The sequence below is a fragment of the Yersinia canariae genome, from assembly GCF_009831415.1.
GTDB classification, from domain to species: domain Bacteria; phylum Pseudomonadota; class Gammaproteobacteria; order Enterobacterales; family Enterobacteriaceae; genus Yersinia; species Yersinia canariae.
Window position 1 is genome coordinate 4,281,590 of sequence record NZ_CP043727.1, and the last position, 15,632, is coordinate 4,297,221.

The window sequence follows — 15,632 nt, forward strand, 5'->3', positions numbered from 1 at the left end:
TCCTTGTTATTTAAGCAATATTAATCAGCATCATAGCCCAAATTAGGTGCTAGCCAGCGCTCAACTTCAGCAACTGGCATCCCTTTGCGGGCCGCATAATCCTCAACCTGATCACGCTGAATCTGTGCTACAGCAAAATATTTGCTGTCCGGATGACTGAAATACCAACCTGATACTGATGCCCCCGGCCACATAGCGTAGGATTCCGTCAGTTTCATGCCAGTGTGGGTTTCCACATCCAATAACTGCCAGATTTGGCCTTTCTCTGTGTGCTCTGGGCATGCCGGATACCCCGGTGCCGGGCGAATCCCTTGATAATTTTCCCGCACTAATTCTTCATTGCTCAGATTTTCATTGGGCGCAAAACCCCAATATACCTTACGCACCCGCTCGTGCAGGTATTCAGCAAAGGCTTCTGCCAGTCGATCAGACAACGCCTTAATCATAATTTTATTGTAATCATCATGTTGAGCATCATAGGCATCGGCCAACGCATCCTCTTCCAGCCCACCGGTAACAGCAAAAGCGCCGTAATAATCAGCTTTACCACTGGATTTAGGCGCAACATAATCCGCCAGACAATAGTTCGGGAAATCGGTTTTCTCCGTTTGCTGCCGTAAGTGATGGCTGACCACCAGCACTTCATCACGCCGCTCATCGCGGTAAATCTCAATATCATCTCCAACACTGTTGGCTGGGAACAGGCCGACGACCCCTTTTGGATGCAGCAAATTCTCTGCCGACAGCTTATCCAGCATGTCATTAGCATCAGCAAACAGGCGCTTAGCCTCTTCCCCGACCACCTCATCTTCCAGAATGCGCGGGTACTTACCCGCCAGCGACCAAGTCATAAAGAATGGCGTCCAGTCGATATAATTGCGGAGAGTTTCAATGCTAGCCTCCACCGCCTGCACACCTAATTTGTGCGCCACTGGCGGCGTGTAATTCTCCCAATCAATAACCGTTTGGTTATCCCGGGCAACTTGCAGGTTGACCGGTGGCGTACGCGGCTTCTTGCGGGCATGCTGGATACGGACTGTTTCATATTCTTTGCGAGTTTTCGCCACAAATTCATCGCGTTGCGTGTCTGATAACAGGGCTGAAACCACACCAACACTACGCGAGGCATTAGAAACATAGGTGGTGGAGCCGCTGTAATTTTGCTCGATTTTAACCGCAGTATGCGCTTTGGAAGTGGTTGCGCCGCCAATCAGCAATGGCAAGGTAAAGCCCTGGCGCTCCATCTCCTTGGCCACATTCACCATCTCATCAAGTGATGGCGTAATCAGGCCAGACAAACCAATAATATCGACCTTTTCTTCTCGCGCGGTGCGCAAGATTTTCTCGGTCGGCACCATCACACCCAAATCAATAATTTCGTAGTTATTACATTGCAGCACCACACCCACAATATTTTTGCCGATGTCATGCACATCACCTTTGACTGTCGCCAGCAGGATTTTGCCCGCCGTAGTGCCTTTCTGTTTACTGGCTTCAATATAAGGTCCGAGATAGGCTACCGCTTGTTTCATCACTCGGGCGGATTTTACCACTTGTGGCAGGAACATTTTCCCTTCACCGAACAAGTCACCCACCACATTCATCCCGGCCATCAGCGGCCCTTCGATGACCTCGATTGGCCGGTCGGCCTCCAGCCGGGCTTCTTCAGTATCCAGCTCGATAAACTCGGTAATCCCTTTGACCAGTGAATATTCCAGGCGCTTCGCTACCGGCCAGCCGCGCCATTCCGCTTGCTGAACCGCCACCTCATCACTTTTACTGCCACGGTATTTTTCCGCCAGATCCAACAGGCGTTCCGTACTGTCATCACGGCGATTAAGAATGACATCCTCAACCGCATCACGCAGTTCATCCGACAGGTCGTCATAAATAGCTAACTGCCCGGCATTGACGATTCCCATATCCATTCCATTACGAATGGCGTAATAAAGGAATACCGCGTGAATAGCTTCCCGCACCGGATCATTACCACGGAAGGAGAACGAAACATTGGAGACGCCGCCTGAAATCATGGCATGCGGCAGCTCAGCTTTGATATCGGCACAAGCTTCAATAAAGTCGACGGCGTAGTTGTTATGTTCTTCAATCCCGGTGGCGACGGCGAAAATATTCGGGTCAAAAATAATATCTTCCGGCGGGAAACCCACTGTTTCAGTCAGAATTTTATAGGCGCGGCGGCAAATCTCAATTTTGCGCGCGCGAGTATCAGCTTGCCCCTGTTCATCAAAGGCCATAACCACCATGGCCGCGCCATAGCGCCGCACCAGTTTGGCATGATGAATAAAAGCATCTACGCCCTCTTTCATCGAAATCGAGTTGACGATGCCCTTACCCTGGATACATTTCAGGCCTTTTTCGATGACATCCCACTTCGAGGAGTCGATCATAATCGGCACTCGGGCAATATCAGGTTCACCGGCGATCAGATTGAGAAAGCGCACCATCGCCGCTTCAGCATCCAACATGCCCTCATCCATATTGATGTCGATGATTTGCGCGCCACTTTCAACCTGCTGGCGAGCCACATCCAGTGCTTCGCCATATTTTTCTTCTTTTATCAGCCGCTTGAAACGGGCCGAGCCCGTCACGTTAGTTCGCTCACCGATGTTAACAAACAGCGTGTTGGCATCGATTGTCAGTGGCTCCAGCCCGGCTAAACGGCAAGCGACCGGAATATCTGGCAATGGACGTGGTGCAACGCCGGCGACAGCTTTCACCATCGCGGCGATATGACGTGGTGTGGTGCCGCAGCACCCGCCGACAATATTCAAGAAGCCCGCTCGCGCCCACTCGCCAATCTGCTCGGCCATCTCTTTGGCCTCCAGATCATATTCACCAAAAGCATTCGGCAAACCCGCATTCGGGTGCGCACTGACATAATATTCAGAAATGCGCGATAACTCGGCGACGTATTGACGCAATTCATCTGGCCCCAAAGCACAATTGAGGCCAAAAGAAAGCGGCTGCACATGGCGCAGGGAATTATAGAAAGCTTCGGTCGTTTGACCTGATAGAGTGCGGCCGGAAGCATCGGTAATGGTGCCAGAAATCATCACCGGCAACAGCACACCCATGGCCTCAAACTCAGATTCAACCGCAAAGGTGGCCGCTTTGGCATTCAGGGTATCAAAGACGGTTTCAATCATAATCAGATCAACACCGCCCTCAATCAGCGCGCGAGTCGATTCACGATAAGCTTCAACCAGTTGATCAAAACTGACATTACGGAACGCCGGATCATTCACTTTTGGCGAGATAGACGCAGTTCGGTTAGTTGGCCCAAGCACCCCGGCGACATAGCGGGGTTTTTCTGGTGTCCGGGCAGTCCATTCATCGGCGCAGATGCGGGCCAGACGGGCAGCTTCATAGTTAATTTCAGCTGACAGCGACTCCATCTGATAATCCGCCATGGCAATGGTGGTGGAGTTAAAGGTATTGGTTTCGAGAATATCAGCGCCAGCTTCAAGATAGGCATTGTGAATAGCAGTAATGACTTCCGGCTTGGAGAGCACCAATAAATCATTATTCCCCTTCAGATCACTGGGCCAATCAGCAAAACGCGCGCCTCGGTAATCCGCCTCTTCCAGTCGATAGCTCTGGATCATGGTCCCCATACCACCATCCAGCACCAAGATCCGTTGTGCTAATTGCTGATGTAATTCCTTAACCTTATTATTTGTAACTGTGTCCACCACTGTCGCCTCTTTACCCTGTTGCCTTGCCATTATCTGATACATCTTTTGTTGTTTATTCGTATCAGACATGCTGAAAACTTATCCTTACAAACCTGTCTGTCATCCTAGCACAAGTTATCGGTGTAATGAGGCCAGTCACAGTTGAGACTTTTTCAGGTAGAAAACCCAGCTCATCGGATGAGCATTTTTTCCTGTTTGCATGCATAATTGAAAAACGAAAATGAGTTCCATAATAATAGATGAGAGGCTGATTTATGGCGTTACCGATTTCGATTAAACGGGGAAAGAAACCCAAGGCAGCCGCACAAACGACCACAGCACCAACCGGTCAGGTTCAATCACTGACACGAGGCCTAAAATTACTGGAATATATTTCCGAAGCGCAGGGAAGTGTCGCACTCACAGATTTAGCACAACAGGCGGGTTTACCTAATTCTACAACTCATCGCCTGTTAACCACCATGCAACAGCAAGGTTTTGTCCGTCAGGTGGGTGATTTGGGTCTTTGGACCATGGGCGCACACGCCTTTATTGTCGGCAGCAGCTTTTTGCAAAGCCGCAATTTGCTGGCAATGGTTCACCCCATGCTACGCCGTTTGATGGATGAATCGGGTGAGACGGTGAATCTGGCGGTACTTGATCACAGTGATTATCAAGCCATTATTATCGACCAAGTGCAATGTACCGCACTGATGCGCATGTCCGCGCCGATTGGCGGCAAACTGCCCATGCATGCCTCTGGTGCCGGTAAAGCTTTTCTCTCCACCCTGCCAGACGACCAACTGGTACAGTTATTACATAAGAAAGGGTTACACGCTTACACCCAACATACCCGCACCAGCCCCGCCAGTCTGAAAGAGAATCTGGCGCTTATCCGCAAGCAAGGCTATTCCTTTGACGATGAAGAACATGCTCTCGGTCTGCGCTGTATCGCAGCTTGCCTGTTCGATGAACACCACGAAGCCTTTGCGGCTATTTCCATCTCCGGCCCGGTATCGCGCATTACCGACGATCGCGTCACAGAACTTGGCGCGCTGGTCATTCATGCTGCGAAAGAAATCACTCAATCTTACGGCGGTGGTAATCGTAACTAATGTACAAGCCGCCGTATGTTGACCGACAAACGGTATTGCCAGGATTTGGCCGGTATGTATTCATTATTGTCAGGTACGAACGTATTCATCAAAAAGCTATTTCCCCATAAATTACGCCCGCATACCTTGCGGAGTAAAATGATTGTTCTGGCAATCATTATGGTTTCACTGCCAACACTGATTATTGGCTATCTGGTTGAAACTGAAGGGCGTGATGCTCTATTACAAGAGAAAAAAGCCAAGCTGTTTGCCGTTACTGCCCTGCTGGATAATGCACTGGCCGACAGCTTTACTCTTTATCGCGACTTACCCAGAGAGCAGCGCATTAAGGCATTGAACCAACATCTGGCGCCAATCACCGATGAAATCACTCATGCTTTTTCCGGTGTTGGCGCCGGTTACTATAACAAAGAGTTAGACGCCATTATTACCTACGCCCCACAGGCGCAATATGGCAATGCTGTCGGAATTAGCATTAATCCGAATCACCCTGGCCATGAAGTCATGAACCGTGGAGAACCGCAGGTAAGCAGTGGCTCTCAGGTTCGCGGCAATATTATGAATGCCATGATCCCTATCAAACGTGATAACCAAATTCAGGGATATATCTGGGCTAACGAACTGTCGAATGATATTGATCGCCAAGCCATGTCGATGGATATCAAAATTATCGTGGTCATTAGCATCGGCTTATTATTGAGCTTAGGGCTGATTATTGCGTTCTCACGCCGTTTCGCCTCTGACATCGATATTATCAAATCCAGTCTGACTAACTTATCACTGAACCTCAACACTGAACTCCCCGCAATGAAAGGAGAAATGGGTGAAATATCCGACAGTGTGAATGCTTTATCCCGCGCCCTGCGCGAAACAAAAACTCTCAATGAATTAATTCTTGAAAGCGCCGCTGATGGCGTTATTTCCGTTGATATTAATGGCTGCGTTACCATGATTAATCCCGCCGGAGAACTCATCACCGGATATAGCCGCAAGGAACTGATAGGCAAACCTTACGCGGAAATATTTGAAAAGATAGATTTCGACAGCCCAGTGCTGGACACTCTCTATCGTGGTATTGAACATGTGGCGTTAGAGCTTGATTATCCTGGAAAAAATAACACGATGCAACTTAGTATCAGTACCAGCCAATTGCGGAATGCGCAGGGGGATACGATTGGTGCATTGGCAATATTTACGGATTTAACGGCTAAAAAAGAAGTGCAGCGCCGCATCGAACAAGCCGAACGGCTGGCAACATTAGGGGAATTAATGGCCGGGGTGGCTCATGAAGTTCGCAACCCACTCACCGCGATTAGTGGATTTGTTCAGATTCTCAAAGACAGTGAAAAAGATCCACAACGCCTCGAATACACCCATATTATCCTGAAAGAAGTGCAGTCGATTAATCGTGTCATCCAGCAGCTACTTGATTTTTCCCGACCCCGCATTGGGCGTTATCATCAAGTTAATTTAAATCAAATTCTGAAAGAAAGCTTAATTCTGGTCAAAACGAAAGGCGTAGAAGCAAGAGTTGACTTCCATGTTCAGCCAGATGAAACTTTAAGTGATATTGAAGCGGATGGGGAATTATTAAAGCAGGTGCTACTTAATATTCTAATCAATGCCGTTCAGTCGATCACTGCCCGTGGAGAAATTGTCATTTCAACTCAAACATTGGATGATAATTATCAGAAAATAACAATTACAGATAACGGTTGTGGTATTGCAGATAACATTAAATCAAAAATATTTGATCCTTTTTATACCACTAAACCCTCGGGAACCGGATTAGGATTATCCATCAGCCAGCGCATTATTGCTTCCCACGACGGTGATATTAGGTTAGAAAGTGAACCTAACAAAGGAACTACATTTATTATTATATTGCCAGTAAAGCATGGCGCAGGAAATATATTATGAAAAAATCCTATCGTATTCTGATTGTTGATGATGAAGAAAACGTTCGCCGCATGTTAACCACGGCTTTTAGTCTTGATGGGCATCAACCTCTTTGCGCCGCTGATGGGCAACAGGCATTGGAGCTATTCAAACAGCAAACACCGGATATCGTACTCATGGATATCCGAATGCCGAAAATAAGTGGTCTTGAAGCCTTACAAATCATGCGGCAAACCCATCAGGAAACACCGGTAATACTGATGACAGCTTATGCAGCAGTTGAGACCGCAGTAGAAGCCCTACGTCTGGGGGCATTTGACTATGTGATTAAGCCCTTTGATTTGGATGAGCTTAAAATCATTATCAGCCGCGCCATGCAATTACAGGAGATGAAACAAGAGATAAACCGCCTGCATCGCGCCCTATCTGATAGCTACCAATGGGGCCGATTGCTCACGAATAGCGCCAAAATGATGGAACTTTGTCGTGATACGGCCAAAATTGCGATGAGTCATGCCAGTGTTTTGATAACAGGTGAGAGCGGAACTGGTAAGGAATTGATCGCTAAGGCCATTCACTATAATAGCCCGCGAGCCAAAGGGCCTTTTATTAAAATAAACTGCGGCGCATTACCGGAATCTTTATTAGAAAGTGAACTATTTGGCCATGAGAAAGGGGCTTTTACCGGCGCTCATATGCAACGCCAGGGCCTATTTGAACGTGCAAATCAAGGTACACTGCTGCTAGATGAAGTGGGCGAAATGCCACTCAATCTTCAGGTTAAATTACTGAGAGTCCTGCAAGAGAAAGAGTTCGAACGTTTAGGCGGCAGCCAAACCATTAAAACAGATATCCGCCTAATTGCCGCCACCAACCGAAATTTGCCGACCATGGTAGAACAAGGTGAATTTCGGCAAGACCTCTTTTATCGCCTGAATGTCATTCATCTTTCCCCATTGCCTCTGCGGGAAAGACCAGAAGATATTCCGTTGTTAGCCAGGCACTTCCTGCAAAAATTCAATGCTGAAAATGGTAAAGAAATCATTGAAATAGATACCAGCGCCCAAGCAATTCTAGATGCTTATCCTTGGCCGGGTAATATTCGGGAACTTTCAAATGCCATTGAGCGCGCCGTCATTATGAGTACCGGATTTATCATCTTCCCTGATGATTTACCCGAACATATACAGCATAAAGCACAAGCCCAACCCAATGTTAACCGGGGTATCTTTGCCGAACAGGGGTTAAGTTTAAAAGAAAATATGAAAGCTTATGAACGTGAACTGATCTGTGCTGCGCTGGCGAATAATCAGGACAATCGAGTACAAACCGCGCGAGCATTAAGTATCAGTCGGCGAGCATTAATGTATAAATTACAAGAATACCGCATCGATTCTCAGTCACAAATCCCCCAAGACAATATATAAATAAACATTAACTTTATTATTTATACTTATTAAAAATAAAACGCTCGAAATCAAATTTATTTGATGGCCGGGCGTTATTTAATCTTTAATTAATTATTGACTATAAAATAAGAGAAACAAGATGTGCACCCCTGTGCAAGAAATTGCACACATTCTTGTTAATTAATATCACATCTTATTAACTGTATTTTTCGCATTTAAATTAACCCAATCAATATCAGCGAGTTAATTATCCTTAAACAAAAATAAACAATAACATTTTAATTGGCATAGTCGTTGCAATTCCTTAATTGAAACTATTTTTTGGGTATCAAATATAAGGGATAACTATGAAAAGAAAACTCATTGATATTGAGCAGGCTACTGAGCATTTCCGTGATGGCATGACCATCATGATCGGTGGCTTTATGGGCGTCGGCGCACCGCCCCGTCTTATTTCCGCATTACTGAACTCCAACGTAAAAGATCTGACGTTAATCAGTACCGACACCGCTTTCGTTGATACTGGCGTCGGGCCACTGGTCGCCAGCGGTAGGGTCAAGAAAGTCATTGCTTCTCATATTGGCACGAACCCAGAAACGGGCCGCCGGATGATCTCGGGAGAAATGGAAGTCGAGCTGGTTCCACAAGGGACATTGGCGGAGCGTATCCGCTGTGGTGGTGCTGGCCTTGGCGGTTTCCTGACACCGACTGGCGTTGGTACTGTGGTCGAGGAGGGAAAACAAAAGATTACTCTGAATGATATCGAATATCTGCTGGAACTGCCTCTGCGCGCCGACCTGGCACTGGTTCGCGCCCACCTCAGTGACTATCAAGGCAATCTGACCTACCAATTAAGCGCCCGTAACTTCAACCCGCTCATGGCACTGGCTGCCGACATTGTTATCGCAGAACCAGAGTCTGTGGTTGATATCGGCAGTATTACCCCTGATTGCGTTATTACCCCCGCCGCATTGATTGACCACATTGTTTGCCCGCAGGAGAACCAATAATGAACGCTAAAGAACTTATCGCTCGCCGCGTCGCCCTTGAGCTACACGATGGCGACATTGTGAATTTGGGCATTGGGTTACCTACTCAAGTGGTCAATTATTTACCGACTGATATTCATATCACCCTGCAATCTGAAAATGGTTTTCTTGGGCTAGCCCCCGTCACCGAAGCGCACCCGAATCTGGTCAATGCCGGTGGCTTGCCCTGCGGTATTTTGCCCGGTGGTGCCGCCTTTGATAGCGCATTTTCCTTTGCACTGATCCGTGGTGGTCATGTCGATGTCAGTGTCCTTGGGGGGTTGCAGGTCGATCAGCACGCCAATCTGGCCAACTGGATGGTGCCGGGGAAAATGGTTCCCGGTATGGGCGGTGCAATGGATCTGGTCACGGGTGCGCGGCGGGTCATTATTGCCATGGAGCATTGCGCCAAAGATGGTTCATCCAAGATCCTCAAACACTGCTCACTGCCACTCACGGCTAAGAATAAAGTCAGCATGGTGGTCACTGAGTTGGCTGTTTTCGGCTTCGAACAGGGCCAGTTGGTCCTGAAAGAATATGCACCGGGTATCACGTTGGAAACTATTGCTGCGAAAACTGATGCCGAATTCTCGGTATCACCTGACCTCAAAGCCATGCCAGTTGCAGTAGAGGAAGGTGCTGTATGATTGGCCGCATCTCTCGATTTTTAACCGGTTTTGTCAGCCGCTATTTACCTGACCCGCTGATTTTCGCCATGTTGCTCACGATGCTGACTTTTGGTATCGCGCTGGCGCTGACTCCCCACACACCGGTTGAAATGGTGCATATGTGGGGCGATGGCTTCTGGAATTTGCTGGCATTCGGCATGCAGATGGCGCTGATTATTGTCACCGGCCATGCGCTGGCAACTTCAGCCCCTGTTAAACGGATTCTGACTCTGACCGCGTCCGTCGCCAAAACTCCTGCCCAAGGGGTGATGCTGGTGACTTTCCTCGGTTCGGTGGCCTGCGTCATCAACTGGGGATTTGGGCTGGTAGTCGGCGCGATGTTTGCACGCGAAGTGGCTCGCCGCATTCCTGGCTCCGATTATCCGCTGTTAATTGCCTGCGCTTACATCGGCTTCCTGACTTGGGGTGGCGGCTTCTCCGGCTCCATGCCTCTGCTGGCGGCCACACCGGGCAACCCAGTGGAACATATTGCCGGCCTTATTCCGGTATCTGAAACCCTTTTCACCGGCTATAACCTGTTCATTACTTTGGGATTAATCCTCGTCATGCCTTTTGTTACCCGCATGATGGTACCAAAACCCCATGAAGTGGTGAGTGTTGACCCGGCGCTATTAGCAGAAGAACCCAGCTTCCAGAAAACCTTATCTGCTGATGCGCCCATCGCAGAGAAGATGGAAGAGAGCCGCATCATTGCGTTCATTATTGGCGCACTCGGTATTGCTTATCTGGGGATGAACTTCTGGGAAAAAGGCTTCAACATCACGATTAATACCGTAAATATGATGTTTATGATTGCCGGTATTTTACTGCACAAAACCCCAATGGCTTATATGCGCGCTATTTCTGCGGCGACTAAAAGTACAGCGGGCATTTTGGTTCAATTCCCATTCTATGCCGGTATCCAGCTCATGATGGAGCATTCCGGTCTCGGTGGTCTGATTACCGAGTTCTTTATCGATGTCGCCACCAAAGACACTTTCCCGATCATGACCTTCTTCAGCTCCGCGCTGATTAACTTTGCCGTGCCTTCGGGTGGCGGTCACTGGGTTATCCAAGGGCCATTCGTGATTCCTGCCGCCCAAGCACTGGGGGCCGACTTAGGTAAGTCCGTGATGGCTATCGCCTATGGCGAGCAATGGATGAACATGGCGCAGCCTTTCTGGGCGCTACCTGCGTTAGCAATTGCCGGTTTGGGGGTCCGGGACATCATGGGCTATTGCGTCACCGCCCTGCTGTTCTCTGGCGTCATCTTCATTATCGGCCTCACCCTCATCTAGCGTCGTGATATAAGGAATTGATTTATGGAAAGTATTGTAATTGTCAGTGCCGTACGTACGGCGATTGGGAGTTTTAATGGCGCATTGGCACCGGTCAGTGCGGTCGATTTAGGGTCAATCGTGCTGCGGGAAGCCATGGCGCGCGCCGGTATCAGCGGTGACAATGTTGATGAAGTTATTTTGGGCAATGTGCTTCAGGCCGGGCTGGGCCAGAACCCGGCGCGGCAGGCACTATTGAAAAGTGGAATACCTGATACCGTCAGCGCCTATACCGTCAATAAAGTTTGTGGCTCAGGTTTGAAAAGCGTGGCATTAGCGGCTCAGGCAATTTTAGCTGGGGATGCTCACACGATTCTCGCCGGGGGCATGGAGAACATGAGTCAGGCACCTTATCTGATGGATAGCAAAGCACGTTGGGGTTATCGTCTGGGTGATGGCCAGTTATTCGACGTGATCCTCAAAGACGGTTTGATGTGCGCCACCAATGATTACCATATGGGCATCACGGCAGAGAATGTCGCGAAAGAATATGGCATTAGTCGCGAAGCTCAAGATGCGCTGGCGTTGGCCTCACAGCAAAAAGCGGTAGCCGCTATTTCAAGCGGTGCTTTCACGAAAGAGATTGTGCCGGTGACAGTGAAAAACAGGAAAGGCGATATCATCGTTGATACCGATGAATTCCCTAAAGCGGCGACGACAGCAGAAGGCTTGGCAAAATTGCGCCCGGCGTTTAGCAAAGACGGTACAGTTACCGCTGGCAATGCATCCGGTATCAATGATGGAGCGGCGGCATTGGTCGTGATGTCAGAAAGCCGCGCCCGGCAGTTAGGTTTGACCCCGCTGGCCCGTATCCGAGGTTATGCCAGTGGGGGTGTCGCTCCTGCCTTGATGGGCATGGGGCCAGTACCGGCAACCCTTAACGCGCTGAAGAAAACCGGGCTGACATTATCAGATATTGACTTGATTGAAGCCAACGAAGCCTTTGCTGCACAGTTCTTGGCGGTAGGGAAAACATTAGAATTCGATGCAAAAAAAGTGAACGTCAATGGCGGTGCGATTGCGCTGGGGCACCCGATAGGTGCCAGCGGCGCACGTATTCTGGTCACTCTGTTACACGCCTTGCAAGCCCACGATAAAACCATGGGATTGGCAACATTGTGTATTGGCGGAGGCCAAGGTACGGCGATGATTATTGAGCGCCTGAATTAATTAGCTCATAATCGCAGTAGGTAATCAGAGTGAAGATACGCATTATTCATTGATTTTAAACAAAATTAAGGCATGTCAAGCAAAAGGATTTTGGGTGCGCCCTGCGCGCAGAACCCAGAGCGTATAGGTAATACGTGAGGAGTTCGAGCACAGTGCAAACCCAAAATCCGCACGCGCAGTCGCCGTTAATTTAAAGATCGCTGGGAGAATCGTTGTTTCCGTCGATAGGCAAAAACATCCTCCACATGCCCATCTTTAATACGCTGTTGTAACCCACGCCAATAACTGGCATGGAACAGGTCACTGTGCATTTCCTCGAAAAAGTGCCGCACTTTCCGGTCACTGCACAAGAAGTGGCGAAACTCTTCAGGGAAAACATCATTGGGTGACACGCTATACCATGGCTCGCTGGCCATCTCATCCTCAGGATAACGCGGTGGTGGAATATCGCGGAAATTCACCTCAGTCATATAGCAAATTTCATCATAATCGTAGAACACTACGCGCCCATGACGAGTGACACCAAAGTTCTTAAACAGCATGTCACCGGGGAAAATATTCGCCGCAGCCAGTTGCTTAATGGCATTACCGTATTCTTCAATAGAATCCTTCAATTGCTGATCATTTGCCTGCTCCATATAGAGATTCAATGGCGTCATCCGCCGCTCCATATACAGGTGCTTAATAATGATTTGGTCACCTAAGTCTTCCAGTTTCTCTGGCACTTCCCGCCGCAACTCTGTCAGTAATTCAGCACTAATGCGATTTTTATCAATGACAAAATTCTCATACTCTTGGGTATCCGCCATGCGCCCTACCCGGTCATGCTCTTTAACCAATTGATAGCATTCTAAAACCCGCGCCTGACTGACTTCTTTTTGCGGGGCAAACTGATCTTTAATTATCTTAAAAACCCGATCAAATGACGGCAAGGTAAAGACCAACATCACCATGCCTTTGACCCCAGGCGCAATAATAAACTGTTCGCTAGATTGATGAACAAAAGTGAGATATTCACGATAGCTTTCGGTTTTGCCGTGCTTTTGGCAGCCAATAGCCATATACAATTCAGCAGTAGATTTGCCGGGTAAGATTTCCCGCAGCCATTCCACCATCGCCGCAGGTAATGGCGCATAGACCATAAAATAAGAGCGGGCAAAGCCGAACACGATACTGGCCTCAGCTTTGCTGGTCAGACAGGTATCAATAAATAGCGCGCCGGATTCATTATGATGAATAGGTAACAGGAATGGGAAGACTTCGTCCGCGAATCGCAATTTCCCTACCAGCCAGGCGGCTTTATTGCGGTAAAACAGTTCATTCGCAATTTGAAAGCGCGCACTCACCAGTTGTTCATCTGTAAATGTGTTCCGCAATGCCGCCACAATGTAGCCAATGTCTCTGGGTAAATCTTCCCATGGTAAACGTAGCGGTAAATCATTGAGTACCAGTTGTAACATGCCGCTCAGATTACCTTGGGGAGTAAAATCACGCGCTAATGGCCGGGGGATCTCACGAAAGCGCCGCTCCGGTTGTGAACTGAAAACAAACAATTTATCCGGTGTTAAATCACGGTGTTTGAATAACCGGCAATAAACTGAATTAAAGAAACTTTCGGCTATTTCAAAACGGGGATAATCCGGTAACAACCCTGTGTAGATTTCTTTTACCCGCGCGAGGAAATCCACATTAAAACAGCGCTGATCCGTGATATGTTTCAGTTGCTCAACCACCAATCCCACATGACTATCATAGAGGTGAATACGTTTTTTCATCGCCTGCTGTACTGCTTGCCAATCCGCCTGTTCAAAACGGTGTTGAGCGCCCGCAGTAACCTCCAGGAAACGCCCATATTGCGCATCGAATCCCTGCAAAATTGTCTGAGCGATTAATTGTTCCAGCTTTGTCACCATGCTCACCCCCTGCCATACGGAACAGAGCCTGCATAAGCAGGCTCCTGATAAAATACACGGTCATTCAAACAGCGAATTAAAATTGCTGTTCTTCCGTCGAGCCAGTCAATGCTGTTACCGATGACTGGCCGCCCTGAATGATATTAGTGACTTTATCAAAGTAGCCGGTGCCCACTTCTTGTTGATGAGATGCAAATGTATAGCCGCGTTCAACAGCTGCGAATTCTGGCTGTTGCACCTTCTCAACATAGTGCTTCATACCCTCGCCTTGCGCGTAAGCATGAGCCAAGTCGAACATGTTGAACCACATGCTGTGGATGCCCGCCAGAGTAATAAATTGATATTTGTAACCCATGGCTGACAACTCATCCTGGAAACTGGCAATCTGCTGGTCTGTCAGGTTCTTTTTCCAGTTAAATGATGGCGAGCAGTTGTAAGCCAATAATTTACCTGGGAATTGTGCATGAATAGCATCAGCAAAACGTTTAGCTAACGCCAAGTCTGGCGTTGAAGTTTCGCACCATACCAAATCGGCATAAGGGGCATAAGCCAGACCACGGCTGATAGCTTGCTCAATACCAGCATGTGTACGGAAGAAACCTTCAGCAGTGCGCTCACCCGTAATAAATTCGCTGTCATACGGGTCACAATCTGAGGTCAGAAGGTCAGCCGCATCAGCATCAGTGCGGGCAATCAGCAGGGTTGGAACCCCGAGAACATCAGCAGCCAGACGCGCAGCAACCAACTTCTGAATAGCTTCCTGAGTCGGCACCAATACTTTGCCACCCATATGACCACACTTCTTCACAGCGGCCAGTTGGTCTTCGAAATGCACCCCAGCAGCACCCGCCTCAATCATGGCTTTCATTAATTCAAACGCATTCAGCACGCCACCAAAACCGGCTTCGGCATCCGCGACAATGGGCAGGAAATAATCAGTATAACCTTTGCTGCCTGGCTCAATATTATTCGACCATTGAATCTGATCTGCGCGACGGAAACTATTATTTATCCGTTTAACCACCGCAGGAACTGAGTCGACCGGGTATAACGACTGGTCCGGATACATACTTGATGCAGTGTTAGCATCAGCCGCAACCTGCCAGCCCGACAGATAAATAGCCTCGACCCCAGCTTTCGCTTGCTGCAAGGCCTGACCACCGGTTAATGCCCCCAGACAGTTGATATAATCTTTACGTGATTTACCGTGCAGCAATTCCCATAAGCGCTTAGCGCCATGCTGCGCCAGTGTGCATTCTGGGTTAACCGAGCCGCGCAACTTAACCACTTCTTCAGCACTGTACGGGCGAGTAATTCCCTCCCAGCGCGGTGATGTCCATTCCTGTTCCAATTGCTGAATTTGTTGAGTACGAGAGGTAGCCATGGTGATATTCCTTA

Annotated in this window: 10 protein-coding genes; 7 read left to right on the forward strand and 3 right to left on the reverse strand. The window is 48.5% G+C overall.

The window, feature by feature from the left end; genetic code table 11:
- Positions 1-20 precede the first annotated feature (20 nt).
- Positions 21-3,716, reverse strand: coding sequence for a methionine synthase (gene metH / locus F0T03_RS19585; protein ID WP_145555907.1), 3,696 nt, complete (start codon positions 3,714-3,716; stop codon positions 21-23).
- Between the two features lie 254 nt (positions 3,717-3,970).
- Here metH and iclR point away from each other — a divergent pair, with 254 nt between their 5' ends.
- The 7 genes from iclR to F0T03_RS19620 all read left to right on the forward strand — a co-directional run bounded on the left by iclR (position 3,971) and on the right by F0T03_RS19620 (position 12,321).
- Complete coding sequence (gene iclR, locus F0T03_RS19590; RefSeq protein WP_145555889.1) at positions 3,971-4,810, forward strand: glyoxylate bypass operon transcriptional repressor IclR; 840 nt, start codon at positions 3,971-3,973, stop codon at positions 4,808-4,810.
- A gap of 54 nt (positions 4,811-4,864) precedes the next feature.
- Positions 4,865-6,730 carry a two-component system sensor histidine kinase AtoS gene (atoS, locus tag F0T03_RS19595; protein ID WP_281347274.1) on the forward strand — a complete coding sequence of 622 codons (1,866 nt, stop codon included), beginning with the start codon at positions 4,865-4,867 and terminating at the stop codon, positions 6,728-6,730.
- Complete coding sequence (gene atoC / locus F0T03_RS19600) at positions 6,727-8,136, forward strand: acetoacetate metabolism transcriptional regulator AtoC (protein ID WP_145555887.1); 1,410 nt, start codon at positions 6,727-6,729, stop codon at positions 8,134-8,136. Before atoS ends, atoC begins: the two co-directional genes overlap by 4 nt.
- A gap of 329 nt (positions 8,137-8,465) precedes the next feature.
- Entirely contained in the window at positions 8,466-9,128 is a 663-nt protein-coding gene (atoD, locus tag F0T03_RS19605) for an acetate CoA-transferase subunit alpha (protein ID WP_159680208.1), read from the forward strand.
- Complete coding sequence (locus F0T03_RS19610) at positions 9,128-9,793, forward strand: 3-oxoacid CoA-transferase subunit B (protein WP_145555885.1); 666 nt, start codon at positions 9,128-9,130, stop codon at positions 9,791-9,793. The genes atoD and F0T03_RS19610 overlap by 1 nt, the downstream gene beginning before the upstream one ends.
- Positions 9,790-11,112: a TIGR00366 family protein gene (locus tag F0T03_RS19615; RefSeq protein ID WP_145555884.1), complete on the forward strand. Its 1,323-nt coding sequence runs from the start codon at positions 9,790-9,792 to the stop codon at positions 11,110-11,112. Before F0T03_RS19610 ends, F0T03_RS19615 begins: the two co-directional genes overlap by 4 nt.
- A 24-nt stretch (positions 11,113-11,136) precedes the next feature.
- The gene (locus F0T03_RS19620) at positions 11,137-12,321 is read left to right on the forward strand and encodes an acetyl-CoA C-acetyltransferase (RefSeq protein ID WP_145555883.1); all 1,185 of its coding nucleotides are present in this window, start codon (positions 11,137-11,139) and stop codon (positions 12,319-12,321) included.
- Between the two features lie 185 nt (positions 12,322-12,506).
- On the opposite strand, the gene aceK is transcribed toward F0T03_RS19620, so the two are convergent.
- On the reverse strand, positions 12,507-14,234 hold the full coding sequence (gene aceK, locus F0T03_RS19625; RefSeq protein WP_159680211.1) for a bifunctional isocitrate dehydrogenase kinase/phosphatase: 1,728 nt from the start codon (positions 14,232-14,234) through the stop codon (positions 12,507-12,509).
- A 76-nt stretch (positions 14,235-14,310) separates the two neighbouring features.
- On the reverse strand, positions 14,311-15,618 hold the full coding sequence (gene aceA, locus F0T03_RS19630; RefSeq protein WP_145555881.1) for an isocitrate lyase: 1,308 nt from the start codon (positions 15,616-15,618) through the stop codon (positions 14,311-14,313).
- Between the last annotated feature and the right edge of the window lie 14 nt (positions 15,619-15,632).

Coding starts and splice junctions, on each gene's coding strand:
- iclR (WP_145555889.1), top strand. CDS start 3,971: ATGGCGTTACCGATTTCGATTAAACGGGGAAAGAAACCCAAGGCAGCC.
- atoS (WP_281347274.1), top strand. CDS start 4,865: ATGTATTCATTATTGTCAGGTACGAACGTATTCATCAAAAAGCTATTT.
- atoC (WP_145555887.1), top strand. CDS start 6,727: ATGAAAAAATCCTATCGTATTCTGATTGTTGATGATGAAGAAAACGTT.
- atoD (WP_159680208.1), top strand. CDS start 8,466: ATGAAAAGAAAACTCATTGATATTGAGCAGGCTACTGAGCATTTCCGT.
- F0T03_RS19610 (WP_145555885.1), top strand. CDS start 9,128: ATGAACGCTAAAGAACTTATCGCTCGCCGCGTCGCCCTTGAGCTACAC.
- F0T03_RS19615 (WP_145555884.1), top strand. CDS start 9,790: ATGATTGGCCGCATCTCTCGATTTTTAACCGGTTTTGTCAGCCGCTAT.
- F0T03_RS19620 (WP_145555883.1), top strand. CDS start 11,137: ATGGAAAGTATTGTAATTGTCAGTGCCGTACGTACGGCGATTGGGAGT.
- aceK (WP_159680211.1), bottom strand. CDS start 14,234: ATGGTGACAAAGCTGGAACAATTAATCGCTCAGACAATTTTGCAGGGA.
- aceA (WP_145555881.1), bottom strand. CDS start 15,618: ATGGCTACCTCTCGTACTCAACAAATTCAGCAATTGGAACAGGAATGG.